We start from the raw sequence: 26029 nt of genomic DNA, 5'->3' as shown, positions 1-26029 counted from the left end.
CCGCGCGCCTGCCTGCGCGGACGACGCCCGGACCGCTACCTTGTGAGCGTGGCCACCTTTCAGCAGACTCCCAGTCCCCAGGGTCGCGGACGCACCTACGAGGACGACCTGCGTCTCGCCCACGTGATCGCCGACCAGGTCGACTCGATGACGATGTCCCGGTTCCGCGCGGTCGACCTGCACGTCGAGACGAAGCCCGACCAGACGCCCGTGTCGGACGCCGACCGCGGGGCCGAGGAGTTCATCCGCGCCCAGCTCGCCCGCGCGCGCACGCGCGACGCGATCGTCGGCGAGGAGTTCGGCGAGGTCGGTGGTGGTTCACGCCGGTGGATCATCGACCCGATCGACGGCACCAAGAACTTCGTGCGCGGCGTGCCCGTCTGGGCGACCCTCATCGCGCTCGCCGACGGCGACGAGATCGTCATGGGGCTCGTCTCCGCGCCCGCGCTCGGCCGGCGCTGGTGGGCGGCCAAGGGCTCGGGCGCCTGGACGGGCAAGTCCATCGCGGCGGCCACCCGCATGCACGTGTCCGGCGTGACCGCGCTGAGCGACGCCTCGTTCGCGTACTCCTCGCTGGACGGCTGGGAGGAGCGCGACAAGCTCAACGGGTTCCTCGACCTGACCCGGGAGTGCTGGCGCACCCGCGGCTACGGCGACTTCTGGTCCTACATGCTGGTCGCCGAGGGAGCCGCCGACATCGCCGCGGAGCCCGAGCTGGAGCTGTACGACATGGCGGCCCTGGTGCCGATCGTCATCGAGGCCGGGGGGCGCTTCACGTCGCTCGACGGCCAGGACGGCCCGTGGGGCGGCAACGCGATCGCCACCAACGCGCACCTGCACGACAAGGCCCTGGTCTACCTGGGCTGACCCACCGGGTCGCGGCGGCAGCTCAGGGGCACGGGATCGTCGGGATCTCGGCCGGGGCGTACCAGAGCAGGTCACGTGCGGCGACGCGCTCGACGGCGTCGGCGAGCCGTTCGTCCTCGCCGTCTGCGCCCTCGCCGTCGTCACTGCCGCCGTCGTGCGGGCTGTCGGCGGCGGCCAGCACGGCACGGACGTCGTGGGCCGCCTCCGGCTCGTCGACGTGCACGGCCTCCACACGGGCACCGGGGACGTCGCGGACCACCGCCGTCCGGGACGGGGCCCCGTCGGGCTCGTGGTCGGTCGCGCCGGTCGCGACGGCGTCGTCGGGCACCTCGAGCGACACCACGACGCGCAGCGGCACGGTGGCACCCGCGGCGACCAGCGCGAGCGAGTCGTCGGCAGCGGCCAGGAAGGCCGCGTACTCCAGCTCCTCGTCGTCCGCGTCGGGCAGGGCGGCGACCAGCTGCGGGGTGACGGCGTGCGCCACCCGTGGCACCAGGTCCCAGCGCGCGGTCGGACCGGGCACGACGGCGGTCAGCTCGTCGAGGGTGGCGGGCACGTAGAGGCGCATGGCCACAGTCTGCCCCCTGGGGCGGGCCGCGTGCGGCCGGACGGTCATCCGGCGGCGACGACGGCCCGGCGGCGGACCCGCTCGGCCAGCCCGGCGAAGGCCGTGCGCAGCGGTGACGACGCCGTCAGGTCGGCGACGGTGCGCCCGGCCAGCACGGCGGCGTCCAGCGCGGGTCCGTCCTGAGGCACCAGGTGCGGGTCGTCGACGCCGGCGTAGCGGGCGAGCGCGTCCGTCACGGCCTGCTCGGGGTCGGGGCCGACGGCGCTGGGACGAAGACGGTTGACGACCACGATCCGTTCGCCCGTGACGGGCACCGGCACCTCGCCGAGCTCCTCGAGCGCGCGCACGAGCCGCTGGATGCCGATCGGGTCGGCCGTGCCGACGACCACCACGAGATCGGCCGCCTCGAGCGCGGCCAGGGTCGCCGCGTTCCGCTGGGGAGCCCGCGTGTCGTACATGAGCAGCTCGTCCGTCTCCACCAGGGGCCCGCAGTCGACCACCGTCCACTCCGCCAGGGAACGGGCGGTCGCCAGCACGATCTCGAGCGAGCTCGCAGGAAGCTCCGGCCACCGAGCGGCACGCGTGATCCCGGTGAGGACCCGGAGCCGGCCCTCCACGACGGGCGCGTGACGCGCCAGGGTGCTCACGTCGAGCGAGCCCTGGGCGGCCACGCGCGCCACCGCCGCGAGGCCCGGGGCGTCGTCGAGCAGCCCGAGCCGCGCCGCGAGGCACGATCCGTACGTGTCGGCGTCGACCAGCAGGGCAGCCTCCTGGACACGGGCCTCCGCCCCTCGTCGACGCCGGCGGCCACCGCTGCCGCCGTTGCCGCCGAGACCGGCGAGCTCCGCGGCGAGCTCGACCGCCGTCGTCGTGCGTCCCGGAGCACCGACCGGACCCCAGACGGCGACGACGGACCCGCGTCGCGCCGGTCCGCTCCCCGCGCCCGCGGCCAGCGCGGACAGGTCGATCTCGGAGGTGGCGAGCGGGTCGTCGATGGGTGCGGTGTCGCGGACGGCGTCGAGGAGCAGAGGGTCCGCCGCCCCGGCGACGACCGCCTCGACACCGAGGGCGCGCACCCGTTCCGGCGGGCCGTCGTCGGCGAGCGCCACGACCCGCACGCCGGCCGCGTGCAACCTGCCGACGGCCTCCCGGTCCAGCCCGGCGAGGTCGGCGGAGACGACCGCGACCGTGCCGGCGCCGGCCGCGGCCGCGGCGAGCAGCTCGGCGAGGTCCCCGCAGCGACGGGTGACCGTGGTGCCGGTGCCCGGCGCCTCCAGCCCCAGCACGACGTCGGTCTCCGTGGGTCCGTTCACCGCGCACAGCACGGTGGTCAGTCGCGCCATCAGCCGACCACCGGGACGACGGCGACGCTGCCGGGAGAACCGAGCGCGGACAGCACCGCCGGCAGGTCGTCCACCCCCACCAGGACCTGCAGGGTGCCCTGGCTGGCCACCACGAGGCCCGAGTCCGCGACGTCGACCTGTTCGACGACGACGCCCGACACGATCGGGGCGGGCTCCGCGGCGTCGCCCTCGCCCGTGTCCCCCTCCGGCACGAACCAGAGGTCGACGAGCGCCCCCGCCGTGATGCGTTCGGACAGCCCGGACGACACCGGTACCGCCACGGCGCGCACGTCGACCTCGTCGGCCGCACCCAGCGCTGCCGCGGCGACCAGCTCGCCGTCGGCGACCACGCGCAGGGCGACCTGCTCCGTCGGCAGCGCCTGGTCCGCCCGCAGGTACCGCGTCTCCTCGGCGCCGAGGTTGACGTCGACGACGCGCAGCCGGTCGGCGTCCACCGGTTCCCCGGGCGTGAGGGTGCCCGCGGCGACGTACACGGGCACGGTGCGGTCGGCGTTCGCGACCACCCACGAACCCAGCGCGACCGAGAGCGCCACGAGCAGGACGCCGACGACGAGTCGGGGGTCGCGCCAGGTGGGACGGCGCAGGCGCGGTGCCAGGGGTGCCGGGAGGGCGTCGTTGCTCAAGGGGCGGTCCTTCGGCTCGTCCGGCCGCGGCATCGCGTCCGGTGGGTCGGGTTTGTCCGTCGGGCGGCCCCGAGGCTAGCGAGGCCCGGCCCGGCGGCGGAGACCCCATCCATGATCCGGGACGGCGTCACGCAGGGACACCATCCGCCTACATCTGTGGATAACTGCCATCACCCGGCCCCCTGTGCCACCATGGCTGTCATGGCCAGTCGATTCCTCTCCCTCGCCGACGTGCAGGAGATGCTCAACATCTCCGCCGCGCAGGCCTACTCGCTCGTCCGCAGCGGTGAGCTGCCGGCGATCCAGGTCGGGCCGAAGAAGGTGTGGCGCGTGGAGGCGAGCAAGCTCGAGGAGTACATCGACCAGCAGTACACGCGCACCCGGGAGCGCATCGCGAGCGGCGAGGCCTGATCAGGCCTCGCTGACGCGCAGGAGCGCCGCGAACGGAACCACCCTGCCGGCGGGCCGCGCCCGCTCCGTCTCCTCCACGTCGAGGTGGTCCGCCCCCACCCGGGCGATCCGCCCGAGCGTCGTGCCGGCGGCCGTGCGCACCTGCACCCGCGCTCGGTCGCGCTGCAGCCCGCGCAGGGCACGGCCGAGGCCGAGGGCGTCCGCCCGCGACGTCGAGGGCGCGGCGTGGAGCCCGAGTCCCTGGATGCTCGCGAGGGCCGCGAACGGCACCAGGTGCTGGGTGCGCCCGAGCGGGGCGTGCCCGATGTGGGAGTGCCCGCCGGCCCGTGCGCCGTCGAGCTGGAACCAGGTCGAGGCGACGTGGACGGGCCGACCGTCCAGCATCTCGCCGTCCCGGAGCTCGACGCGCAGGGTGTGCGCCCCGCCGGCGCGGAGCCGGTCGGCCAGCACCACCGTGGCCTGCTCGGCCCGGGTCAGCTCGGCGACGGCGCCGTCACGCTCGGCCGCCTCCTCGGCCACCATCTGGGCCTCGAGGTCGGCGAACAGCAGGGCCCAGCGTGAGACCTCGGACGACGGCACGACGGCGTTCCCCTCCCTGCCTGCCGGGCGGCAGGCAGGGTCCAGGATGCCGTGCCCTGGACAGCGGGACCACACTGCGCTTCAATATCCATCACCCGAGCACACCAACTGCTATCAAACGGCATGATCGAGGCTCATCCGATGGAGGCTGACACGATGACCGCATCGACCGCACGACAGGTCGCGGCAGGATGGACGGGCCTGTGCGCCCTCGCCGCCCTGTCCGCCGGGGCTCTCTGGCTGCTGGGCCTCCGCCTGCTCGCCGTCACGCCACGCTCGGTCGCCGCTGTCGGGGCGGCGCGGATCGAGGACTGGGTCGAGCTCGCCGTGCTGGTCGGGGGCGTCGGCGTCGCACTCTGGCTCCTGGCCGGGTCGGTCGCCGGCGTCGTGGCCGCGGGCCGGGCACGGTGGCGGGGCAGCCCCGCCTCGGTCGAGGCGCTCGGCCGCTGGGCACCCGTGCTGGTGCGGCGGCTGGCCCGCGGCGCCGTCGGGCTCGGCGTCGGCGCGGGCCTCGCCCTGACCCCGGTCGCCGCGACGGCCGCCGACCTCCCCGCACCGCAACCCGCCACCGTCGAGGTCCTCGACCTCGGCTGGCAGAGCACCACGGCCGGGCAGGGCGAGAGCGTGGACCGGCCGCAGGACGTCGTCGCGCCCGTGGACCTCCCGAGCCCGCCCGAGACCGCGCCCGCCGCTGCCGAGACGGTGACCGACGCCTCGACCCGCACCACGGCGGAGCCCACGGGCGAGCCCACGGGCGAGCCCACGGCGGCGCCCGAATCCGCGGAGGCCCGTCAGACCGCGGGCGTGGGCGAGACCGCGGACGCGGACGCGGCCGAGACGCCGACCCGCGACACGACCAGCACGTCGGCCGACACGACCAGCACGACCAGCACGTCGACCGGCACCGAGGACGCCGAACGCCCGCTCGACGCCCAGCGCACCTCACGCACCGTGACGACCACGGACGACGAGCGCCCGGTCGAGGTCGTCGTGGTCCGGGGCGACACCCTGTGGGACATCGCCGCCCGGACCCTGCCCGGTGACGCCACCGACGCCCAGATCCTGCGCGAGACCGTCCGGTGGCACGAGGCGAACCGTGACGTCGTCGGCGACGACCCCGACGTCGTCCTGCCGGGGCAGATCCTGCGCGGTCCGTGACGTCCGCGTACCGCCGACACCCTCACCCGCCCGAGAACGGAGAGCCATGACCACCACAGCCCCCGAGCCCGCCCAGACCGGCGACCAGCGCACCGGTACCCCGCGCCCGGCGTCGGACCGCCCGCTGCGGGTGAGCGCCCCGATGACCCGGCGCCCGGGCGAACCCCCGCGGGCGACCCGCCGACCGGGGCCCGTGCGCAGGGTGCGGATCGGCGCCGCCCGGCCCCTGCCCAGGCCGGTCGCCGGGCGGGACGAGCCCCCCGTGGAGCCCACGACCTCGCGACCCGCGCCGGGCGACCCGACGGCGATGTGCTGCTCCGTGGTCCGCGCGGCCCTCGAGGTCCTGCGTGGCGAGCGGTCCGCCACGCAGGTCGCGCGCTGGGTGACCCCCGCGGTGCTGGAGCAGCTGCTCCAGCGCGCTCGCCTCGTGCGGGACGCCCGCAGCGCCACCACCACGGCACGCACGTCGCGGCCGGTCGCGGTACGGCGGGTCCGGATGGTGCGGCTCACGCCGGCGACCGCCGAGGCGACGGTCGTGCTGGACGACGACGGCCGTGTCCGGGCCGCCGCCGTCCGCCTCGAGGTCCACCGCGGCGCGTGGCGCGTCGCGGTGCTCGAGATCGGCTGAGATCAGGCTTCGTTGACCCCGTGGCAGAGCTTGTACTTCTTGCCGGAACCGCAGGGGCACTGCGCGTTGCGCGGGGTGCCGGGGAACGTCCGACCGTCGGCCTGGGGCGTGGTCGCCTCCCCGTGCAGCGCGCGACGTGCGGCGCGGGTGTCACCCGTGCGCGTCGTCGACCCGTCGTCGGACGGAGCGGTGTACTGCAGGTTCTGCGGCGGCTTGGGCGTCTCGAGGCCCTTGGCCACGAGGACCGGCTCGCCGGCCCCGCCGAACGCCGCGGGGACACCCGGCTCCTGGGGCTCCTGCGGCGTGGCGGGCTGCGGGACGGCCGGCTCCGCGGCGTCGGACGCGGTGCTCCCGCCGGCAGCCGAAGCCGCTGACGGCGTGACCGACCGCGCCGCGGCCGAGGAGGCCGTCGCCGTGGCCGAGGCGACCGTGATCGCCGGGGCGCCGTCCCCGGCACCCTGGGCGCCGTCGGGAGTCTGCACCTGGACCTCCAGGTTGAACAGGTACCCGATCGACTCCTCCTTGATGGACTCCGTCATCGCCTGGAAGAGCTGGAAGCCCTCGCGCTGGTACTCGATGAGCGGGTCGCGCTGGGCCATCGCCCGCAGGCCGATGCCCTCCTTGAGGTAGTCCATCTCGTAGAGGTGCTCGCGCCACTTGCGGTCCAGGACCGAGAGCACGACGCGGCGCTCGAGCTGACGCATCGCGGCGTCGCCGAGCGAGTCCTGCCGCGCGGTGTACGCCACGCGCGCGTCCGAGAGCAGCTCCTCGAGCAGCATCTCCTTGGTGAGCCGGTGGCGGCCGCCCGCCTCGTCGACGACGTCGTCGACGGTGATCGAGACGGGGAATACCGACCGCAGCGCGGTCCACAGCCCGTCGAGGTCCCAGCCCTCGGCGGTGCCGTCGTCCGCGGCGCCCTCGACGTACGCGGTCACCACGTCGGTGATGAAGTGCTGCACCTGCTCCTGCAGGTCCTCGCCCTCGAGGACGCGGCGACGCTCGTCGTAGATGACGGTGCGCTGGCGCGACAGCACGTCGTCGTACTTCAGGACGTTCTTGCGGATCTCGAAGTTGCGCGCCTCGACCTGGGACTGCGCGCTCTGGATGCCGCGCGTGACCATCTTCGACTCGAGCGGCATGTCGTCGGGGAACCCGGCCCGGCCCATCATCGACTCGGCGAGCCCCGAGTTGAAGAGCCGCATGAGGTCGTCCTGCATCGACAGGTAGAACCGGGACTCGCCCGGGTCGCCCTGACGACCGGAACGACCCCGGAGCTGGTTGTCGATGCGGCGGGACTCGTGACGCTCCGTGCCCAGCACGTACAGGCCACCGAGCTCCACGACCTCCTCGTGCTCGGCCTTGACGGACTTCTCCGCCGCCTCCAGCACCGCCGGCCAGGCCGCCTCGTAGGCTTCCGGGTCCTCCGTCGAGTCGTAGCCCTGGGCCGCCATCTGCGCCACCGCGGTGAACTCGGCGTTGCCGCCGAGCATGATGTCGGTACCGCGGCCGGCCATGTTCGTCGCCACCGTGACGGCGCCCTTGCGCCCCGCCTGCGCGACGATCGTCGCCTCGCGCTCGTGCTCCTTGGCGTTGAGGACGTCGTGCGGGACGCCGGCCTTCTTGAGCAGGGCCGACAGCCGCTCGGACTTCTCGACGCTCGTCGTGCCGACGAGGACGGGCTGGCCCTTGGCGTGCCGCTCGACGATGTCGGCGACCACGGCGTCGAACTTGCCGTCCTCGTTCTTGTAGACGAGGTCCGGCTGGTCGATGCGGATCATCGGCCGGTTCGTGGGGATCGGCACGACGCCGAGCTTGTAGGTGCCCTGGAACTCGGCGGCCTCGGTCTCGGCCGTACCGGTCATGCCGGAGACCTTGTCGTAGAGGCGGAAGTAGTTCTGCAGCGTGATCGTGGCGAGCGTCTGGTTCTCCGCCTTGATCTGCACGCCCTCCTTGGCCTCGATGGCCTGGTGCATGCCCTCGTTGTAGCGACGGCCCGCGAGGATGCGGCCGGTGTGCTCGTCGACGATCATGACCTCGCCGTTGAGCACGACGTAGTCCTTGTCGCGCTTGAAGAGCTCCTTGGCCTTGATCGCGTTGTTGAGGAAGCCGATCAGCGGGGTGTTCAGCGACTCGTACAGGTTGTCGATGCCGAGGTAGTCCTCGATCTTCTCGATGCCCGGCTCGAGCACGCCGACGGTGCGCTTCTTCTCGTCGACCTCGTAGTCGTCGTCGCGGGTGAGTCGCTTGGTGACCTTCGCGAACTCGACGTACCAGCGGTTCGAGTCGCCCGACGACGGCCCCGAGATGATGAGCGGGGTGCGCGCCTCGTCGATGAGGATCGAGTCGACCTCGTCCACGATCGCGAAGTTGTGGCCCCGCTGGACCAGGTCGTCCGGCGACCAGGCCATGTTGTCGCGCAGGTAGTCGAACCCGAACTCGTTGTTCGTGCCGTAGGTGATGTCGCAGGCGTACTGCGCACGACGCTCGGTCGGGTTCTGACCGGAGACGATGATGCCGGTGGTCAGCCCGAGGAAGCGGTAGACGCGACCCATCAGCTCGCCCTGGTAGCGGGCGAGGAAGTCGTTGGTGGTCACGACGTGCACGCCCTTGCCCGACAGGGCGTTGAGGTAGGCGGCCGTCGTGGCGACGAGCGTCTTGCCCTCACCGGTCTTCATCTCGGCGATGTTGCCGAGGTGGAGAGCGGCGCCACCGACGAGCTGGACGTCGAAGTGCCGGTGCCCGAGCGTGCGACGGGCGGCCTCACGGACGGTCGCGAACGCCTCGGGCAGGATCTCGTCGAGGGTCGCCCCGTGCTCGAGGCGCTCCTTGAACCGGGCCGTCTCCTCCTGGAGCTCCGCGTCGCTGAGCTCGGTGAAGCTCTCCTCGAGCCCGTTCACCTGCTCGGCCATTCCGTTGAGCTTCTTGAGGATCCGGCCCTCGCCGATGCGGAGGATCTTCTCGAGGATCGCAGGCACGCAACTTCTCCCGTGTCGGTGGTGCCCGGAGGCGTCCAGGCCCGTTCGGTGGCGGCGACAGGGCCGGACGTGCACGCCCTCGTCCCCGTCGCACCGTCAGTCATCCTATTCCCCCGCCCGACGCCGTGGGGACACCGGTTCGCGCCGGACGAACACGGGGTCCGCGACCAGGCCGGACGCCGGGTGCTCAGCGTCCGCCGGCCAGCACCTCGGCGGCGCGGTCGGCGAGCTCGGCACCTGCGGCGCCGTACAGGTGGAAGACGGCGTGCGCCCCGTGCCGCCGCAGCTCGGCCGCGTCGTCGTCGTACCGGGCGATCGCCGCGACCTGCCCGTCGAAGCCGGCGTCCTGCAGCCGTGAGAGCGCGATGAGGTTGGCGTTGTGGAACGGCATGGCGAGCACGGCCACCTCGACGTGACCGGCGCGCTTGACGCGCGCCCAGAACTCCACGTCCGTCGCGTCGGCCCGCACGACGTCGAACCCCTCGCCGCGTGCGGCCTCGACGCGGGCGGGGTCGTGCTCGACGCCGGTCACCCGCAGCCCGTACCCGTCGCGCAGCTTGGCGCAGGTCGCCGAACCGACCCGCCCGAGACCGAGGACCAGCGCGTCCGCGTCCCCGACGTCCACCAGGCGGTCGTCCGGGTGGAGGCTCGACGGGTCCTTGGCGGGCAGCAGGCGCGAGAGCCGGGAGGCGAGCTCGACGCCGCGACGGTTGACGATCGCGGAGATGACGAAGCTCGCGGCCACCGCCAGCGCGACGACGACCACCCAGTCCTCGCCGAGCAGTCCGGCGTCCGCGCCGACGGCCACCACGATGATCCCGAACTCCGAGAAGTTGCCCAGCACGAGCCCGCTGAGGAACGCGGTGCGGCGCCGCAGCCGCAGCACCCACAGCACCACGGCGAACACGGCCATCTGGACGGGGATCAGCAGGAGCAGGCCGGCGGCCATGGCCACGTGCTGGAGCTGCGGGGTCCCGTGCAGGCCGATCTCCAGGAAGAACCCGACCAGCAGGAGCTCCTTGAAGGTCATCAGGGAGCGCGACATCTCGCCCGCCCGCGGGTGCATGGCCAGCAGGGCCCCCATGACGAGGGCGCCGAGGTCGCCCCGCAGGCCGACGTGCTCGAACAGGTAGTACCCCGGACCGAGCGCGACCGCGACGCCGAACAGTGCCTGCAGCTCACCGTGGCCCACCCGGTCCCAGAGGGCGTGCAGGACCCGGCGGCCCGGCACCAGCAGGAGCAGCGCAGCGGCCCACGGGCTCGGCGGGTCGCCCTCGGCGACCGCCAGGAAGACGACGGCCACGAGGTCCTGCACGACGAGGATGCCGATGGCGATGCGTCCGTACAGACTGGTGGCGTCGGAACGGTCCTCCAGGACCTTCACGACGAACACCGTCGACGAGAAGGACAGCGCCAGACCGACGAGCGCGAGGGTGCCGACCGACTGGCCCGCCACCAGGCCGACACCCACGACGCCGAGGAGCCCCAGGAAGCCCACCGCCACGGCGATGCTGATCACCATGTGGACCGCCGTCGTCAGCCAGATCTCCGGCTTGACCAGGGAACGGACGTCCAGCTTGAGCCCGATGGTGAACAGCAGCAGCGCCACGCCGATCTCGGCGAGCACCTCGAGCCCCGGCATCTGGGGGACGTGCGCCGCACCCAGGGCGAAGCCCGCGGCGAGGAACCCGACCAGGGGCGGCAGCCGCAGGAGGGACGCCAGCACCCCGGCCACGAACGCCACCCCGACGTAGAGCGCAACGATGTCCATACCCACCTCCGAGGCGGAGTCTATGGTCGCTGCGCCCCTTCCCACCCGGGAGGTCCGGGCCGCGGACGTCGTCTCGGGCCGTGCCGTCAGGTCGCGCGCAGGGCGGCGGCGAGCGGCCCGGCCAGGTCACCGCCGACGACCTCGACGTCGTCCAGGCCGCGCCACCCGGCCAGGACGCGCAGCTCCGCGGCCAGCCGCTCGGGGGTGCCGGACGACGTCGAGGGCGTGCGATGGGCGGCCATCACCCGCAGGACGCCGGCGGTCCGGTCCGCCTTGAGGTCGACCATCGCGCCGAGCTCCTCGCCCTCCAGGAACGGCAGGACGTAGTACCCGAGCCGGCGCTTGGGTGCCGGCACGTAGATCTCGATGCGGTAGTGGACGTCGAAGAGCGCCTCCAGCCGGCGGCGCTCCCACACGAGCGGGTCGAACGGGCTCAGCAGCACCGCTGCGTCCGCGCGGCGCGGGACGACGGCGTCACGGTGGACCCAGGTCGCCTCCGGCCATCCGTCGACGGCGACCGGGACGAGGACGCCGTCCGCCACGAGCTCGGCGTGGGCGCGTGCCGCCACCGGTCCGCGGAGCCGGAAGTAGTCCCGGAAGCACCGCGCCGTGCCGATCCCGTGCGCCCTGGCCCCGAGCTCGAGCAGCGCCCGCACGGCGTCCTGCTCGGGCACGTCCGGTGCGTCGCGGACGGCCGGCGGCAGGACCCGTTCGGCCAGGTCGTAGCAGCGTTCGAACGCGGCGTTGCGCCGGGCCGACAGGACCTCGCCGGTGAAGAACAGGTGCTCGAGGCATCGCTTCGCCGTGGTCCAGTTCCACCCCCACTCCTCGCGGCTGCGAGGCGCGCTGCGTCCGGCCGCGACGAGCTCGTCGTGCACCTCGGTCGCGGTGACGGGCCCCCGGTCGGCCACGATCCGGCGGACCAGGTCGAGCTCGGTCCGGTGCTCCGCCGCAGCCGCCGCGATCCCGGTCCAGGCCTCGCGGGCGTAGGCACGACGACGCCAGGCGAGCAGCGGGTACGTCGACGCGGGCACGTAGGACGCGACGTGCGCCCACGTCTCGAGGATCCTGCGCGGGGCGATGCCGGCCGCACGGTCCACCAGCGTGACGTCGTAGGGGCCGAGCCGCGAGTACACGGGCATCAGGTGCGCCCGTGCCAGGACGTTCACGGAGTCGATCTGCAGCAGGTTGATCCGCTCGACGAGGCTGCTCAGGCGCCGCGCCGTCACCGGCGACGGCGTCCGGGGCCTGTCGAGCCCCTGTGCTCGCAGCGCGATCCGTCGCGCCGCGGACTTCGACAAGGTCTGCATGTCCCCACCCTGCCGTCGACCACCGACACCGACCACCTGCGCCGGCCCACGACTCCGGCCCGGTCAGGGGGCCCGCGCTTCCTCGCGCCGGGGTGCTACCGCACGGAGCAGCGTGCCACCTCGCGAGGTGGCACGCTGCTCCGGGTCTCTCAGGTCAGGTCGCTGACCGGTGCTGCTCCGCTGCACGTCGTGTCGAGCTCGATCACGCCGTACGTCCAGCCCCGTCGCCGGTAGACCGCCGCCGGCCGTGCCGACTCCTTGTCGATGTAGAGGAAGAAATCGTGGCCCACGAGCTCCATGCGCTCCACGGCCTCGTCCGTCGTCATCGGTTCACCCCGGTGCAGCTTCTGGCGGATCACCACGGGCGAGTCGCCCAGCTGGTGCTCCACCGCGTCCCCCGGCGTGGCCAGCGTGGCCTCCTGCTCGGGTTCCGGCTCCGCGGCCTGCACGTCGTCGAACGAGCGGACGTCGACGGCGGGCACGACGTCGGGTGTCCGGCGACGGTGGTCCTTGCGTCGGTCGCGCGAGCGACGCAGTCGCTCGTTGAGCTTGTCCATCGCGAGGTCCAGGGCTCCGAACCTGTCGTCCGCCGCCGCCTCGGCGCGGATGACGGGCCCCTTGGACCGGACGGTGAGCTCGACCCGCTCGCTCACCGATGCGAGCTTGGGGTTCTTCTCGTGCGTGACCTCGACGTCCACGCGGCGCGTGTTCGGTGCGAGCTGGGTGACCTTGGCAAGCTTGTCCTCCACGTGACGACGGAACCTGTCCGTCACCTCCGTGTGCCTGCCGACGACGGCGATCTCCATCGTGTAGCTCCACTTCTTCGGGTGGCCGCCACGTCCTCGGGCGGCCGGGTGCAGGGTCTGGGCACCATCGCTGGCACCGGTGCTGACACCACCTCCCGGGTGGCCGGAGCGCGTCCGACCCGCTCGTGGGATGCGCCGCCCTGGTCACCTGAGCGACCGGGACGCCGTCGGATCCTCAGCCTAGCCCGAAGGTGTCCGCACGGTGAACCGCTGGCGCAGCACCGGTTGCGAAGATCTCGTGAGGGGTCCCCGGCGGTGGCGTCGCGGCGAGCACCACGGCGCCCAGGACGTCCGCGCCGGCCCGCACCAGGGCACGTTCGGCGGCGGCGAGCGTGGCGCCGGTGGTCAGCACGTCGTCGACCAGGACGACCGCCCGACGGCGCCCCGCCGCCTCGAGGCACCGCCGGCGCACCGCGATCGCGGCGTCGAGGTTGCGCCCTCGGGCGCGCGCGCCCAGACCCACCTGGTCCCGCGCGGCCCCGCGTCGTCGCAGCATCGCGCCCACCTCGGCCCGCACCCCGGCGGCGACGAGCCCGCCGGCGACGCCCCGGGCCAGGACGCGCACGGGATCGCGACCGCGTCGTCGCGCCGCCGCACCGGTGGACGGGACGGGCACCACGACCACGGAGCCGCGCACCACCGGGCCGTCCCCCGGGCCCCGCGCCGAGCCCTGCGCCGGGCCCCGCGCCGGGCCACGGTCCGGGGCACGGACCGGGGCACGGACCGCTTCGCGGAGCAACGGGGCCGCCGACCGCGCAGCGCCCTGCACGGCGGCCACGAGCAACGGGTCGAGGTCGACCCGCCCGCGGTCCTTCCAGGCCACGACGACGTCGCGCACGCCCGCGACGTACGCGGTGGCGGCCCACGTCGGCAGCGGAGCGACGCCGTCGAGCAGGTCGAGCCGCCCGGCGTGCTGCTCGACGCGGCGAGGTCGTCCCAGGACGGCGGCGGCGCACGGGGCGCACCAGCGCACGTCCGGCAGACGGCAGCCGGGGCAGGCGACGGGCACGACGAGGCGTGCGAGGTCGGTGAGCACCCGGTCAGCGTGCCTGCGGGCGGCACCGCCCGCCCGTCCCGACCGCCCGCCTGTGGAGAGGACCGGGATGTGGGCGGGCGTCAGGGGCGCTCAGCCCGGGTAGGCGACCGCGAGCACGCCCTCGGCGACCGACGGCCAGAGCGCCGCACTCTGCCGCACCTGCAGCAGCCCGTCCTCACCGATGATCATGGGCGGCCGTGCGCCGACGCCCGCCGCCACGGCCGTCGGGGACGACGGCGAGGTGAAGAGGCGTGACGCCCCGGTGCCGGGCAGCCCGCCGACGCCGGCCAGGAAGACCGCACGGGCGCCGTCGACGTCCCGCCCGAGCAGCAGCAGCGCGGACTCCTCGTACCAGTCCGCCGACGTCACCGAGGCGACCGTGCCGCCGACCCGCAACGGCTCGGACAGGCCGGTCGGGACGTCGGCCGCGTCCCGCTCGATCCCGGCCACCCACACCTCGGCGCCGTCGGCGCCGTCCAGGACCACGGCGACCCTCGTCGCCTCCGGCGACACCCGCAGCGACAGCAACCGCTGCTCACCCACCCAGTCCGCCGGGACCTCGACCTGCGTCCCGTCGTCCAGGACGGCCCACAGGGCGTCGTCCACGGCCGTCCAGACCGCGCCGAACCGGTCGACCGACGGGGCCAGCACGTCCTGCCCGCGCAGCAGCTCCGACCGGGCGTCCGCGGACACCCGCACGAGCCGGTCCGCGCCGTCGCGCACCACGACCGTCGAGGAGTCGTCCGGACCCGTCGCGACCGCCGTCGGGTCCAGGCCCGCGAGGTCCACCGGCTCCGGCGTGTCGGTCAGCTCGCGCCCGACCACGCGGCGCAGGACCGGCTCGGTCTGCCCGTCCTGAGGCCCCAGGACGGCGACCGCGTCGCCCACGGTGAGCGGCCGGGACGGCTCCGACGCCGGGGTCACCGCGAGCGGCGAGGTGCCGTCCGACAGCGTGACGCTGCGCCCCTCGCCGTCCCGCAGCGTCTCCTCGAGCTGGGCGACGAACATCGCGCGCTCGTCCGCGGTCGCCCCGGTGATCGCGGACGTCACCGGGACCTCGATGACACCCTCGGCGTCCACGGTCACCGCGTCGATCGCGAGCGTCGTGCCGTCCGGGACCACGGACACCGCGGACTGCGCCAGGGCTTCCGGCGGCCCGGACAGCAGCTCGCGGGTCGCCTCGGTGCGCCACGACTGCGACGGGAACCAGCGCACGTCCGGCACCCACCAGTCGAAGTCCGGGGTGGGGTAGTACAGCGTGGTGCGGTGGAACGCGTCGCTGAGGAAGTTCGCCAGCACGAGCATGCCGTCGTCCATCCCGGAGATCCGCCACTGTCCGTCGGTGTCGCGTGCGAGGTCGTAGGACACGTCGACCTCGCTGGGCTCGGCGAGCTCGGTGTAGACGCCCCCCTCGTCGAGGGTCGCCACCACCTCCGCGCGGCCGCTGACCGTGGTCGTGGTGGTGCTGTCGTCGACCTCCGGCACCACCCACTCGGGGTACTGCGCGAGCACCAGCACCCGCGCGTACCGGTCCCACTGCGACCAGGTGTCCGGCTGCACGTACTCCCGGGCCACGTTCGCGGTGCTCACCGAGGCCGGACCGAGCTGCGCCACGGACACGAAGCCGCTGACGAGCTGCTCGGGCTCGGCGTCCGCCGCCGGGCCCTGGACGTTGAAGCCCACCTCGACGGCGGTGCTCACCTCGGCGTCGCCGTCCATGACCGGGCCCGACGTCGGCATGCTGGCGCACGACGTCGACAGGGCCACCACCAGGCAGGCCAGCGCGGCACCCGCCCCGCGCCCCGGACGGCCGTGCCCCGGGTCGCGGGGACGCGCGGCGCGGGAGGTCGGTCGGTCGGTGGTGCTCACGACAGCTCCTCCTGGGTCGAGGACAGGTCGGGGATCGCCGACGGCGTCGGACCCGTCGGCGGGTTGACGACGGGGACCTGCCCCGTGGGCACGTGGTGCCCACCGGCGCGCGACGGTCCCTCCAGGGGCAGCGGGGACGCCTCGACGACGATGCCCGCCCGGCGGGGCAGCGTCAGGCGGAAGCTCGCGCCGGCTCCGGGCCTGCCCCAGACCTCGAGCCGCCCGGCGTGCAGCCGCGCGTCCTCCTGCGAGATCGCCAGACCCAGACCGGTGCCACCGGTGGTGCGGGCCCGCGCCGGGTCGGCCCGCCAGAACCGGTCGAAGACGTGGTTCATCTCGTCCGGCGTCAGACCCACCCCGTGGTCGCGCACGACCACCGCGACCGCCCGGTCGTCCCCGTCGACGGTGACCTCCACCGGCTTGCCCTCGGCGTGCTCGATCGCGTTGACCACGAGGTTGCGCAGCACCCGCTCCACGCGCCGCGGGTCGATGTCCGCCTCGACCCGGTGGTCCGGCATCGACACGGACAGGAAGATCTCCTTGCGTTCCGCCAACGGCGCGGCGGTATCCACGACGGCCGTCACGACGTCGCGCACGTCGCGCGGCTCGACGTCGAGCACGGCCGCGCCGGCGTCGAACCGGCTGATCTCCAGCAGGTCGGTGAGCAGGTCCTCGAACCGGTCCAGCTGGGTCTGCATCAGCTCCGCGGACCGTCGGGGCGCGGGCGGCAGGTCGTCGCGGGAGCCGTGGATGACCTCCGCGGCCATGCGGATCGTCGTCAACGGGGTGCGCAGCTCGTGCGACACGTCGGAGACGAACCGTCGCTGCGCGGCGGACAGCTCCTCCATCCGCGCGATCTGGAGCTCCAGGCTGGCCGCCATTTCGTTGAACGTCCGGGCGAGCGTGGCCATCTCGTCCGCGCCGCGCGAACCGGGCACGCGCACGTCGAGACGCCCCTCCCCCAGTCGTGCGGCGGCGGTCGCCGCCCGACGCACCGGCACCACCGTCTGCCGGGTGAAGATCCAGGTGAGACCGCCCAGCATCGCCAGGATCGCGAGCGCGCCGAGCAGCAGGGTGCGCTGGACGAACCGGAGCGTCTCCTGCTGCGACGCCAACGAGTACAGCGAGTACAGCTCGAACGTGCCGGCCGACGGCACCTCCACCGTCGAGGCGACCACCACGCCGGGCTCGTCCTGCCCCGACTCCGTCGAGTCACCGGGCACCAGCACCGACTGCAGGACCTGACCGTCCGTCGCGAGCGTCGCGGCCCGCAGCTCGGGCGTCACGACGTCGTCCACCGACAGCGTGCGGCTGGACGCCGGGTCCACGAGCGTCAGGCTCTGCCCGGGCGCCTGCCGCAGGAAGTAGTCCTGGGCGCTCGACCCGACGGTGCTGAGGTTGAGGATGACGTCGCGCAGCAGCGACTGCTGGTCTCCGGGGCTCGTGGCCGCCGAGCCGGCGAGCGTGGTGCGCACCTGCTGGGTGAGGGCGGCGTTCTCCGTCTCGATCTGGTCGACGCGCTGCTCGAACAGCCCGTCCCGGATCGAGTACGAGAGGTAGACGCCCAGCACCGCGACGGCGACGAAGCCCAGAGCCAGCGCGGTGGTGACCACGCGCACCTGCATGGAGGAGCGCCAGCGCCGCGCGAGCGAGCGGAACCACGTCGCGAGCGTCTCGGTCAGCCCGCCGAGCGTCTGACCCCACCGGGCGGACGCCGTCGGCGGCGTCGCCGGAGCGCGCCCCGACGCGTCCGGCTCAGCGGGGGGCACCGGCCTTGTATCCGACGCCGCGTACCGTCTGGACGACCTCGGGGCTCTCCGGGTCCTTCTCGATCTTGGACCGCAGGCGCTGCACGTGGACGTTCACCAGGCGGGTGTCGGCACTGTGCCGGTAGCCCCAGACCTTCTCGAGCAGGACCTCCCGGGTGAACACCTGCCACGGCTTGCGGGCGAGCTCCACCAGCAGGTCGAACTCCAGCGGCGTCAGACTGATGCGTTCGCCGTCGCGGGTGACGGCGTGACCCGTCACGTCGATCTCCACGTCGCCGATCTTGAGGCGTTCCGGGCCGGGCTCGTCGGTACGGCGCAACCGGGCGCGCACGCGGGCGACGAGCTCCTTGGGCTTGAACGGCTTGGTCATGTAGTCGTCGGCGCCGGACTCGAGCCCCAGCACCACGTCCACGGTGTCCGTCTTGGCGGTGAGCATGATGATGGGGACGCCCGACTCCCCCCGGATCTCCCGGGCGATCTCGATGCCGTCCTTGCCGGGCAGCATGAGGTCGAGCAGGACGAGGTCGGGCTGGGTCGAGCGGAACGCGCCGACCGCGTCGTCACCGTCGGCGCAGAAGCTGGGCTCGAACCCTTCGGACTCGAGCACGATGCCGATCATCTCGGCCAGCGCAGTATCGTCGTCGACCACCAGAACTCGGGACTTCATGACCACAGTCTGCCAGCCGTCGCGCCCTCGGTGTCCCGGACGCGCCCGGGCCGCGCCGACGGGCCGGTGGAGGCTATAGGGTCGTGGCGGTCCCATGCCCGTCAGTCCGCGCCTCAGGGAGGCCGCATGAGCACGCCCGACCAGCCGACCCCGCCGTCCGGTTGGGGTGAGGCGCCGCGCCCGCCCGCCTACGGCCAGTACGGCGGCGGCCAGTACGGCGGCGGCCAGTACGGGGCGGGCCAGCACGGGCAGCCCACCGGCGCACCGCAGCAGCCAGGAGCACCCGGGCCCTACCCGCCCCACCCCTACGGCCCCGGCGCGCAGAAGCCGGGCGTGGTCCCCCTGCGACCGCTGTCCCTCGGCGAGATCTACGACGGCGCCTTCACCTCCGTGCGACACAACCCTCGCGTCATGCTCGGGCTGGTGACCGTCGTCGTCGCCGTGACCACCGTGCTCGCGACGGTCCTCGCCCAGTTCGTGGTGCCGCTGCTCACCCCCTTCATCAGCGACCTGCTGACCGCCGACCCGCTCGTCTCGGACGTCTACGGCTCCGACGCCGGCATCATCGCCCAGCTCTTCGCCGTGTCGGCCACGCTGAGCCTCACCCTGCTCGTCGCCCAGCCGATCTGCGAGGGCATCGTCACCGTCTCGGTGAGCCAGTCGGTCATCGGCCGCAAGCTCGCGCCGCGTGAGGTCTGGTCCCGGCTCCGCCCCCGGGTCTGGGTGCTCGTGGCGTGGATGCTGCTGCGGTCGCTGGCCGTCGCCGTCGGGACGTTCGTGCTGGCCGCGGGGTGGCTGCTGCTCATCGCGGGTGTCGTCCAGGGGACCGGGTCCGTGGGCCTGTCGATCCTCGTCGCGATCGTCGGGTTCCTCGGCTGCGCCGTCCTGGCGGGCTGGATCATCGTGCGCACGCTGCTCGTCACCCCGGCGCTCGCCCTGGAGAAGAAGGGCCTGGGGTCGACGATCGCGCGCGCCTGGCGACTGACCCGGGGGAACTTCTGGCGCGTGCTCGGCACCACGCTGCTGGCGGGGATCATCGCCTCCGTCGCCGGTCAGATCGTCGCCTATCCCCTGAGCTTCGTCGGGCTCGCGATCGACCGCGGCGCCATCGGCTGGGGCGTGGTCGTCATGTCGATGCTGGCCTCGATCATCGCGGTCCTCGTCCAGCTCGTGTTCGTCTCCGGCGTCGTCGCCCTCGTCTACACCGACGTGCGCATGCGACGCGAGGGCCTGGACGTCCGCCTGGCCGAGGCCGCAGCCCGCGCGGCCGCACCCGGCGCCGGGGCCGGCCCCGGCGCCGGCCCCGCACCGCAGCCCCCGACCACCGTCGGGCCCCAGTGGTGACGTCCGTCCACGGCGCGGTCCTGCTGGACGTGCCGGTCGAACCGGACCGTGACACGGCACGCGACTGGCTCGTCCAGGAGCTGTCCCGGCCGGAGTACTCCACCGACGAGTCCCTCCTCCTGCGTCTCCTGCGCTGGATCGGCGACCTGCTGGACGGGCTGAGCGACGTCACCGTGAACACGACACCCCTCCTCGTCGTCATCGTCGTCGCCGTCGTGGTCGTCGTCGCCCTCGCCTGGTGGCTGACGGGCCCGGTCCGGCTCCGCCGACGCGGCGCTGCCGGCTCCGTCGTCGTGCACGACGACGACCCGCGCACCGCCGCCGAGATGCGCGCGGCGGCCGACGACGCGGCCCGGGCCGGGGACTGGGCGCTCGCCGTCGTCGAACGCTTCCGCGCCGTGGTGCGCTCGCTCGAGGAACGGGCCGTGCTCGACGACCGCCCCGGCCGCACCGCCCGCGAGGCCGCCGACGACGCAGGCCTGCGCCTGCCCGGGCTCGCCGGCGCCCTCACCGAGTCGGCGCGGACCTTCGACGGGGTCTGCTACGGCCATCTGCCCGCCGGTCCCGAGGACGACGCCGCGCTGCGCGCCCTGGACGACCAGGTCGCCTCCACCCGGCCCACGGCACCCGCGACGGCGGGCACCGCATGAGCGCCCCGGCCACCGGGACCTGGACGTCCGCGCCGACGTCGGGCGACGGCACCACCCTCGCCGACCGGGCGGGACGGCGGTGGCGGCTGCTGCGGTGGTGGCTGATCGGCCTGGTCGCCCTCGCCCTGGCCATCGGCGCGCTGGCCGTGATGCGGCCTGCGGGATCGTCCGGGCCGCTCGACCCGGGGAGCACGCGGCCGGAGGGCTCCGGCGCCCTGGCAGCCGTGCTGGCGGACCAGGGCGTGCAGGTCCACCACGTCACCACGACCGCCGAGGCGGTCGCCGCCGCCGGTCCGGGGACGACCCTGCTCGTCGTCCCGGCGTCCTTCCTGCTGCCCGAGCAGGCCGACGCGCTCGCCGCCACACCGGGCGACGTCGTCCTCGCCGGTGCCGGCGACGAGCTGCTCCGCGCCGTCTCCGAGGACCAGGTCGGTCTGGGCACCTGGACGGCGACACCGCCTGCCGTCGCCGTCGAACCGCGCTGCGACCTGCCCGCCGCCACCGCCGCGGGCACGATGCTCCTGGCCCCGGGTCTGGAGGCGCTGGGACCGGACGCCACGACGTGCTGGCACGACGGCGACGGGTACGCTGCGCTCGCCGCGCTGACCGCGGGCGGACGCTCCGTCGTCGCGGTCGACGACACGACCTTCCTGCGCAACGACACCGTCACCGAGGAGGGCGACGCGGCGCTCGCGCTGCACCTGCTCGGCGCGCACGAGGATCTCGTGTGGTTCGTCCAGGATCCCGCCGACACGACCTCGTCCGCCGAGGAGCCGGCGATCGGTGTCGGCAGCCTGCCGCCCTGGGCGGGAGCCGCCGGATGGCTGGGCGTGCTCGTCGCGCTCGTCGCGGCCGTGTGGCGAGCCCGCCGGGTCGGACCGCTCGTCGCCGAGGACCTGCCCGTCGTCGTCCCCGCCGCCGAGTCCACCCGGGGCCGCGCACGCCTCTACCGCCGGTCGCGATCGCGCGGGCACGCCGCTGCCGCGCTGCGCGCCGCGACGGCGGAACACATCGCCCGTCGACTCGGGCTCGCCCGGTCGACCACCCCCGAGACCTTCGTCGACGCCGTCGTCCGTGCCACCGGGCACGACCCGCAGGCGGTCGCCGACGTCCTGTACGGACCACCACCCGCCGACGACGTCGCTCTGCGCGAGCTCGCCCGTCGACTCGACATCCTGGAGAGCGAGGTTCACCGACCGTGACCCACCCCGACGAGAACCAGCCGGCGTCGCCGGCCGAGCCCACGACCCCGGAGCCCGCTCCGGCGCCCGCGTCCGAGGAGACACCGGCATCGGCGCCGGCTCCCGCACCCGCACCGGCTGCGGCGCCGGCGCCGGCGCCGGAGCCCTCGATCGAGCTGCGTCGCGCCCTGGCGGCCGTGCGCACCGAGGTCGGCAAGGCCGTCGTCGGGCAGGACTCCGCCGTGACGAGCCTGCTCATCGCCCTGCTCTGCTCCGGGCACGTGCTGCTCGAGGGCGTGCCGGGCGTGGCCAAGACGCTCCTGGTCCGCACCCTGGCCGCGGCGCTGGACCTCGACTTCAAGCGCGTGCAGTTCACTCCCGACCTGATGCCCGGCGACGTGACCGGGTCGCTGGTGTACGACGCGCGCAGCGCCGAGTTCTCGTTCCGTCCCGGCCCGGTGTTCACCAACCTGCTGCTCGCGGACGAGATCAACCGCACGCCGCCCAAGACGCAGGCCTCCCTGCTGGAGTCGATGGAGGAGCGTCAGGTCTCGGTCGACGGCGAGGCCCGCCCCCTGCCCGCACCGTTCCTCGTCATCGCGACGCAGAACCCCGTGGAGCACGAGGGCACCTACCCCCTGCCCGAGGCGCAGCTCGACCGGTTCCTGCTCAAGGTGCTCCTGCCCCTGCCGGAGCGGGACGCGGAGGTCGAGGTCCTGGCACGGCACGCGTCGGGATTCGACCCGCGCGACCTGGCCGCCGCGGGGGTGCGCCCCGTGGCCGACGCCGCCACGCTGGCCGCCGCCCGCCACGAGGTCCGTCAGGTCGAGGTGGCTCCCGAGGTCCTCGGCTACGCGGTCGACCTCTGCCGCGCGACGCGGCAGTCCCCCTCGCTGCAGCTCGGCGTCTCCCCCGAGGGGCGACCGCGCTGCTGGCCGCCTCCCGCGCGTGGGCGTGGCTGTCCGGGCGGCTGTACGTGACGCCGGACGACGTCAAGGCGCTCGCCTACCCGACGCTGCGCCACCGCGTCCAGCTGCGACCCGAGGCCGAGCTGGAGGGGGTCACCGCCGAGTCCGTCCTGGGCACCGTGCTGGCCGCCGTGCCGGTCCCCCGCTGAGATGGTCCTGACCTGGCGCGCGGTGGTCCTCGCCGCGCTCGGCGTCGTCCCGGTGGTGCTGTGGCCCGTCCCGGGCACGGTCCTGCTCTGGGCGGTCCTCGTGCTGGTCTGCTGCGTGCTCGACGTCGTCCTGGCCGCCTCGCCGCGGCGCGTCACCCTGAGCCGGTCGGTGCCGACGTCGGTCCGCCTCGGCACGCCCGCCCGCTCGGAGCTGGTGGTGACCAACAGTGCCGGCCGGCGGCTGCGCGGGCTCGTGCGCGACGCGTGGCCCCCGTCGCTCGCCGCGGAACGGACCGACGGCACGCTGCGCTCCCACACGGACCCCACGACGGTGGTGGGCGACGCCCGCCACGGCGTGGACCTGCCCGCCGGGGAGTCGGTGCGGCTGCGGACCCCGCTGCTGCCCACCCGCCGGGGCGACCGGAACGCCGGCCCCGTCACCGTACGGACGCTGGGTCCGCTGCGGGTCGCCGGCCGGCAGGCGGCGATCCCCGTGGGCGGCCGGATCCGCGTGCTGCCGGAGTTCGCCTCCCGTCGCCACCTGCCGAGCCGGCTCGCCCGGCTGCGCGAGATGGACGGCCGGGCCGCGGTGCAGGTGCGCGGTGAGGGCACCGAGTTCGACTCGCTGCGGGAGTACGTGGTCGGCGACGACGTCCGGTCCATCGACTGGCGCGCGACCGCACGCCGGGGCGACGTCGTCGTGCGGACCTGGCGGCCCGAGCGGGACCGGCGCGTCGTCGTCGTCCTCGACACGGGACGCACGTCGGCCGCCCGGATCGGCACGACGCTGGACGGCTCGCTCAACACCGGTGGCACCCGGCTCGAGGCGAGCGTGGAGGCGATGCTGCTGCTCGGCGCCCTGGCGGACCGCGCGGGAGACCGCGTCCAGGTCCTCGCGTACGACCGCACGCTGCGGGCCCGGGTCGCCGGAGCCTCGGGGCCTCGGCTGCTCCCCGCGATGGCGGACGCGCTCGCCGGCGTCGAGCCGGTGCTGCTGGAGACGGACTGGCACGGGCTCGTGGCCCAGGTCCGCTCCCGGGTGTCCCAGCGCGCCCTCGTCGTGCTGCTGACGTCCCTGGACCCCGCAGCCGTGGAGACCGGGCTGCTGCCCGTGGTGGACCAGCTCACCGCCCACCACCAGGTCGTCGTCGCGGCGGTGTCCGACGCCGAGATCGCCACGCTGCGGGCCGGTCGGGAGACGGTCGAGGAGGTCTACGACGCGGCGGCGGCGGCGCGCGTCGACCTGGAGCGCTCCGCCGTGGCGGCGGTGCTGCGCCAGCACGGCGCCGAGGTGGTCGAGGCGCTCCCCGCGGACCTGGCACCACGCCTGGCGGACACCTACCTGGCGCTCAAGGCGGCCGGCCGGCTCTGAGTCGCAGGCGGTTCAGCCCACGGTGGGCAGGACGGCCCCGGCACGGTCGGCGTCGAGGTCGCCCGTCTCGCCCGCCCGGACGGCACGCCGGCCGAGCACGAGGAAGTACGTCAGGAAGGCCGCCAGGGCGAGCGCGCCGATGACGATCTTCAGCCACCACGGCAGGTTCGAGCCGGTGACGAATCCTTCGACCAGCCCGGACAGCGCCAGCGCACCGACGAGCCCCACGCCCACGGTGAACAGCGCCCGGCCCTCGGACGCGAGCGCCACGGAGCGGGGGCGGGGGCCGGGGTCGACCCAGGTCCAGAAGATGCGCAGCCCGGCCGCCCCGGCGACGAAGATGCTGGTGAGCTCGAGCAGCCCGTGCGGTGCGATGAGCTGCAGGAACAGGCCGAGCTCGCCGTGCGCGGCCATCATGCCGCCGGTCGCCCCGATGCCGATCGCGTTGGACACCAGGACGTACACGGGCCAGACCCCGCTGATGCCGAAGGCGATGGTCTGCAGCGCGATCCACGCGTTGTTGGTCCACACCATCGCGGCGAAGGACAGCTGCGGGTCGTAGTAGGACGCGAACGCCTCGGAGACGTACTCCTCCTGCTGGCTGGGCGTGCCCATGGCGGCCAGCGCCTCGGGCTCGACGGCGACCCACACCCCGGCCACGACGGACAGTGCGAGGAACGCGGCGGTCACGCCCGCGATCCAGAACCGGATCCGGAACAGCGCGGCGGGCACGGTGACCACGACATAGCGCACGACGTCGCTCCACGCCGGTTCGTGGGCGCCGGCGATCCGGGTGCGCGCGCGGGTCAGCAGCTCGGAGAGCCGGGTGACGGTCACGGGGTCCGGGGCTGCGGACCGCACGGTCGACAGGTGGGTGGCCACCGCCTGGTAGAGACGGACCAGCTCGTCCGACTCCGCGCCGTCGAGCCGACGCCGCTTGACGAGCGACTGGAGGCGGTCCCACTCCGGTCGGTGCACGGCGGTGAAGGCATCGAGGTCCACGGCCGATACCCTGCCACATGTGGCAGCGCCGTGGTGGCGCACCCGTGCAGCGACGACGAGACGGAGGAACGGTGCACGACGGAATCCTCATCGGCGAAGGTGTCGTGCTCGACGCCCGCCCGGCGTCGTTCGCGACGCGCGGCGTGGGTTCGCTCGTCGACGTCCTGGCCACCCTGACGCTCGGCGTGGCCGTCCTGCTCGCCACGCAGGGGGCTGCGTCCGCCGACCTGCGGTGGCAGCGGACCACGACGGTCGTCCTGATGGTGGTGCTCCTCGTCGGCGTGCCGGTGACGGTGGAGACGCTGTCGCGGGGGCGCTCGCTGGGCAAGCTCGTCATGGGCCTGCGCGTGGTGCGCGACGACGGTGGCCCGGTGCGGTTCCGGCACGCGCTGATCCGTGCACTGGTCGGCGTGTTCGAGATCTGGTTCACCTTCGGCGCGGTGGCGATCATCGCCTCGCTCAGCAACGCCAAGGGCAAACGTCTGGGCGACGTGCTGGCCGGCACCTACGCCGTGCGGGTGCGGGGTGCGCGCGGCTGGGAGCAGCCGCTCGTCATGGCTCCCGGGCTGGCTGCCTGGGCGCGGGACGCGGACATGCGGCGACTTCCCGACGGGCTCGCCCTGCAGGTCCGCCAGGTCCTGGACCGGGCGCCGCGGCTGGCGCCGGCCTCACGGGCCCAGCTCACCGACTCCCTGGCCGGACGTGTCGAGGCCTACGTCGCACCGGGACCGCCGCCCGGGGTCCCGGCCGAGGTGTTCCTGCACGCCGTGCTGCACGAGCGCCGCGATCGCGAGCTGGCCCGGGGCCACGTCGAGCAGGAGCGGGCCGTGGCCCAGGCAGCCCTGCTGCACCGGCTGCCGTTCGGCGTCGCCGACCCGCGGGACTGACCGGCGCGCTCCGAGGCGGTCGGTGCTGAAACGGTTCGGACGGCGTCGGCGGGGTGTTCGCCGCCCACCAGGATC

General features: G+C 74.3%; 22 protein-coding genes and 1 pseudogene. 10 read left to right on the top strand and 13 right to left on the bottom strand.

All coding sequences use genetic code 11. The features are described 5' to 3' along the window. The first annotated feature begins 48 nt into the window (after nucleotides 1–48). On the top strand, nucleotides 49–867 hold the full coding sequence (gene hisN / locus ACNHYB_RS15385) for a histidinol-phosphatase (protein ID WP_418276240.1): 819 nt from the start codon (nucleotides 49–51) through the stop codon (nucleotides 865–867). Between the two features lie 22 nt (nucleotides 868–889). Here the strand turns inward: hisN and ACNHYB_RS15380 are convergent, their stop codons facing one another. The 3 genes from ACNHYB_RS15380 to ACNHYB_RS15370 are packed head-to-tail and all read right to left on the bottom strand — an operon-like array spanning nucleotide 890 to nucleotide 3422. After that, a complete protein-coding gene (locus ACNHYB_RS15380) occupies nucleotides 890–1435 on the bottom strand; it encodes a DUF6912 family protein (protein ID WP_418276239.1) in 546 nt (181 codons plus the stop codon). Nucleotides 1436–1479: 44 nt separating this feature from the next. Further along, nucleotides 1480–2778 (bottom strand): AAA family ATPase, encoded by a 1299-nt coding sequence (locus ACNHYB_RS15375; RefSeq protein ID WP_418276237.1) that lies wholly within the window; start codon nucleotides 2776–2778, stop codon nucleotides 1480–1482. Continuing rightward, nucleotides 2778–3422, bottom strand: a complete 645-nt coding sequence (locus ACNHYB_RS15370; protein ID WP_418276235.1) for a hypothetical protein — start codon at nucleotides 3420–3422, stop codon at nucleotides 2778–2780. The genes ACNHYB_RS15375 and ACNHYB_RS15370 overlap by 1 nt, the downstream gene beginning before the upstream one ends. Nucleotides 3423–3623: 201 nt before the next feature. On the opposite strand from ACNHYB_RS15370, the gene ACNHYB_RS15365 reads away from it, so the two are divergent. Beyond that, on the top strand, nucleotides 3624–3833 hold the full coding sequence (locus ACNHYB_RS15365; protein ID WP_418276233.1) for a helix-turn-helix domain-containing protein: 210 nt from the start codon (nucleotides 3624–3626) through the stop codon (nucleotides 3831–3833). On the opposite strand, the gene ACNHYB_RS15360 is transcribed toward ACNHYB_RS15365, so the two are convergent. Continuing rightward, nucleotides 3834–4412, bottom strand: a complete 579-nt coding sequence (locus tag ACNHYB_RS15360; protein ID WP_418276231.1) for a hypothetical protein — start codon at nucleotides 4410–4412, stop codon at nucleotides 3834–3836. A 156-nt stretch (nucleotides 4413–4568) separates the two neighbouring features. On the opposite strand from ACNHYB_RS15360, the gene ACNHYB_RS15355 reads away from it, so the two are divergent. Next, nucleotides 4569–5570, top strand: coding sequence for a hypothetical protein (locus ACNHYB_RS15355; RefSeq protein ID WP_418276229.1), 1002 nt, complete (start codon nucleotides 4569–4571; stop codon nucleotides 5568–5570). 46 nt (nucleotides 5571–5616) lie between these two features. Next, nucleotides 5617–6198 (top strand): Rv3235 family protein, encoded by a 582-nt coding sequence (locus ACNHYB_RS15350; protein WP_418276228.1) that lies wholly within the window; start codon nucleotides 5617–5619, stop codon nucleotides 6196–6198. A gap of 2 nt (nucleotides 6199–6200) precedes the next feature. Here the strand turns inward: ACNHYB_RS15350 and secA are convergent, their stop codons facing one another. The 8 genes from secA to mtrA form a co-directional block, all read right to left on the bottom strand. Beyond that, a complete protein-coding gene (gene secA / locus ACNHYB_RS15345) occupies nucleotides 6201–9173 on the bottom strand; it encodes a preprotein translocase subunit SecA (protein ID WP_418276227.1) in 2973 nt (990 codons plus the stop codon). Between the two features lie 187 nt (nucleotides 9174–9360). Next, complete coding sequence (locus ACNHYB_RS15340) at nucleotides 9361–10944, bottom strand: cation:proton antiporter (RefSeq protein ID WP_418276225.1); 1584 nt, start codon at nucleotides 10942–10944, stop codon at nucleotides 9361–9363. Nucleotides 10945–11030: 86 nt separating this feature from the next. Beyond that, nucleotides 11031–12254, bottom strand: a complete 1224-nt coding sequence (locus ACNHYB_RS15335; RefSeq protein WP_418276224.1) for a winged helix-turn-helix domain-containing protein — start codon at nucleotides 12252–12254, stop codon at nucleotides 11031–11033. Between the two features lie 149 nt (nucleotides 12255–12403). Then, the gene (gene hpf / locus ACNHYB_RS15330) at nucleotides 12404–13060 is read right to left on the bottom strand and encodes a ribosome hibernation-promoting factor, HPF/YfiA family (RefSeq protein WP_418276222.1); all 657 of its coding nucleotides are present in this window, start codon (nucleotides 13058–13060) and stop codon (nucleotides 12404–12406) included. 175 nt (nucleotides 13061–13235) lie between these two features. After that, nucleotides 13236–14096: a ComF family protein gene (locus ACNHYB_RS15325; protein ID WP_418276221.1), complete on the bottom strand. Its 861-nt coding sequence runs from the start codon at nucleotides 14094–14096 to the stop codon at nucleotides 13236–13238. A gap of 90 nt (nucleotides 14097–14186) precedes the next feature. Then, nucleotides 14187–15965 (bottom strand): LpqB family beta-propeller domain-containing protein, encoded by a 1779-nt coding sequence (locus ACNHYB_RS15320; RefSeq protein WP_418276219.1) that lies wholly within the window; start codon nucleotides 15963–15965, stop codon nucleotides 14187–14189. After that, nucleotides 15962–17734 carry an MtrAB system histidine kinase MtrB gene (mtrB, locus tag ACNHYB_RS15315; protein WP_418276218.1) on the bottom strand — a complete coding sequence of 591 codons (1773 nt, stop codon included), beginning with the start codon at nucleotides 17732–17734 and terminating at the stop codon, nucleotides 15962–15964. Before mtrB ends, ACNHYB_RS15320 begins: the two co-directional genes overlap by 4 nt. After that, on the bottom strand, nucleotides 17721–18401 hold the full coding sequence (mtrA, locus tag ACNHYB_RS15310; protein ID WP_418276217.1) for an MtrAB system response regulator MtrA: 681 nt from the start codon (nucleotides 18399–18401) through the stop codon (nucleotides 17721–17723). The genes mtrB and mtrA overlap by 14 nt, the downstream gene beginning before the upstream one ends. 126 nt (nucleotides 18402–18527) lie before the next feature. Here mtrA and ACNHYB_RS15305 point away from each other — a divergent pair, with 126 nt between their 5' ends. From ACNHYB_RS15305 to ACNHYB_RS15285, 5 genes and pseudogenes are all read left to right on the top strand, one after another. Then, a complete protein-coding gene (locus ACNHYB_RS15305; RefSeq protein WP_418276215.1) occupies nucleotides 18528–19745 on the top strand; it encodes a hypothetical protein in 1218 nt (405 codons plus the stop codon). Beyond that, complete coding sequence (locus ACNHYB_RS15300) at nucleotides 19742–20395, top strand: DUF4129 domain-containing protein (RefSeq protein WP_418276214.1); 654 nt, start codon at nucleotides 19742–19744, stop codon at nucleotides 20393–20395. The genes ACNHYB_RS15305 and ACNHYB_RS15300 overlap by 4 nt, the downstream gene beginning before the upstream one ends. Then, complete coding sequence (locus ACNHYB_RS15295) at nucleotides 20392–21597, top strand: DUF4350 domain-containing protein (protein WP_418276212.1); 1206 nt, start codon at nucleotides 20392–20394, stop codon at nucleotides 21595–21597. The genes ACNHYB_RS15300 and ACNHYB_RS15295 overlap by 4 nt, the downstream gene beginning before the upstream one ends. 149 nt (nucleotides 21598–21746) lie before the next feature. After that, nucleotides 21747–22693 (top strand): annotated as a pseudogene (locus tag ACNHYB_RS15290) (AAA family ATPase). A gap of 1 nt (nucleotide 22694) precedes the next feature. Continuing rightward, nucleotides 22695–24065: a DUF58 domain-containing protein gene (locus tag ACNHYB_RS15285; RefSeq protein WP_418276210.1), complete on the top strand. Its 1371-nt coding sequence runs from the start codon at nucleotides 22695–22697 to the stop codon at nucleotides 24063–24065. Between the two features lie 12 nt (nucleotides 24066–24077). On the opposite strand, the gene ACNHYB_RS15280 is transcribed toward ACNHYB_RS15285, so the two are convergent. Then, the gene (locus ACNHYB_RS15280) at nucleotides 24078–25067 is read right to left on the bottom strand and encodes a stage II sporulation protein M (protein WP_418276208.1); all 990 of its coding nucleotides are present in this window, start codon (nucleotides 25065–25067) and stop codon (nucleotides 24078–24080) included. A gap of 71 nt (nucleotides 25068–25138) precedes the next feature. On the opposite strand from ACNHYB_RS15280, the gene ACNHYB_RS15275 reads away from it, so the two are divergent. Continuing rightward, complete coding sequence (locus ACNHYB_RS15275) at nucleotides 25139–25954, top strand: RDD family protein (protein WP_418276207.1); 816 nt, start codon at nucleotides 25139–25141, stop codon at nucleotides 25952–25954. Nucleotides 25955–26029: the final 75 nt, after the last annotated feature.

The sequence above is a fragment of the Isoptericola jiangsuensis genome (genome assembly GCF_048320105.1).
Classification (GTDB): Bacteria; Actinomycetota; Actinomycetes; order Actinomycetales; family Cellulomonadaceae; genus Isoptericola; species Isoptericola jiangsuensis_A.
Note: the sequence above shows the minus strand (reverse complement) of the source record. Positions and strands in the feature narration are given on the sequence as shown.

Bases quoted from the DNA above. Each gene is read 5' to 3' on its own strand.
- ACNHYB_RS15380 (WP_418276239.1), bottom strand. From the start codon at position 1,435: ATGCGCCTCTACGTGCCCGCCACCCTCGACGAGCTGACCGCCGTCGTG.
- ACNHYB_RS15375 (WP_418276237.1), bottom strand. From the start codon at position 2,778: ATGGCGCGACTGACCACCGTGCTGTGCGCGGTGAACGGACCCACGGAG.
- ACNHYB_RS15365 (WP_418276233.1), top strand. From the start codon at position 3,624: ATGGCCAGTCGATTCCTCTCCCTCGCCGACGTGCAGGAGATGCTCAAC.
- ACNHYB_RS15355 (WP_418276229.1), top strand. From the start codon at position 4,569: ATGACCGCATCGACCGCACGACAGGTCGCGGCAGGATGGACGGGCCTG.
- ACNHYB_RS15350 (WP_418276228.1), top strand. From the start codon at position 5,617: ATGACCACCACAGCCCCCGAGCCCGCCCAGACCGGCGACCAGCGCACC.
- ACNHYB_RS15340 (WP_418276225.1), bottom strand. From the start codon at position 10,944: ATGGACATCGTTGCGCTCTACGTCGGGGTGGCGTTCGTGGCCGGGGTG.
- ACNHYB_RS15335 (WP_418276224.1), bottom strand. From the start codon at position 12,254: ATGCAGACCTTGTCGAAGTCCGCGGCGCGACGGATCGCGCTGCGAGCA.
- hpf (WP_418276222.1), bottom strand. From the start codon at position 13,060: ATGGAGATCGCCGTCGTCGGCAGGCACACGGAGGTGACGGACAGGTTC.
- mtrA (WP_418276217.1), bottom strand. From the start codon at position 18,401: ATGAAGTCCCGAGTTCTGGTGGTCGACGACGATACTGCGCTGGCCGAG.
- ACNHYB_RS15305 (WP_418276215.1), top strand. From the start codon at position 18,528: ATGAGCACGCCCGACCAGCCGACCCCGCCGTCCGGTTGGGGTGAGGCG.
- ACNHYB_RS15295 (WP_418276212.1), top strand. From the start codon at position 20,392: ATGAGCGCCCCGGCCACCGGGACCTGGACGTCCGCGCCGACGTCGGGC.
- ACNHYB_RS15285 (WP_418276210.1), top strand. From the start codon at position 22,695: ATGGTCCTGACCTGGCGCGCGGTGGTCCTCGCCGCGCTCGGCGTCGTC.